This is a genomic window from Pseudomonas sp. HMSC066A08 (assembly GCF_001813025.1).
Classification (GTDB): domain Bacteria; phylum Pseudomonadota; class Gammaproteobacteria; order Pseudomonadales; family Pseudomonadaceae; genus Pseudomonas; species Pseudomonas aeruginosa.
Map to the genome: position 1 here is coordinate 1 of NZ_KV811355.1, position 212 is coordinate 212.

Here is a 212-nt window from a genome sequence, read left to right on the forward strand (position 1 = left end):
CGAAAACGACGCCATCAACCTGATTGGCGAGAACGGCAAGCAGGTCATCATTCACACGGTCATCACCGGCGGCCAAGCCCTGCGCGACACCCTCGGCGGCTTCGCCTCTCTGGCCGAGCAGATGCCGGGCAATGCCGAGCTGGTCGTCTGGCTCAATGAGTTCTTCGGCGACATTGAGGCCGAAGGCAAAACCTTCGAGGAAATGAAGGTCT

General features: G+C 59.9%; 1 pseudogene. It reads left to right on the top strand.

Going from position 1 to position 212, the window contains the following annotated elements:
- A pseudogene (locus HMPREF2886_RS27315) lies at positions 1-212 on the top strand (conjugal transfer protein TraL); the annotation flags it as partial.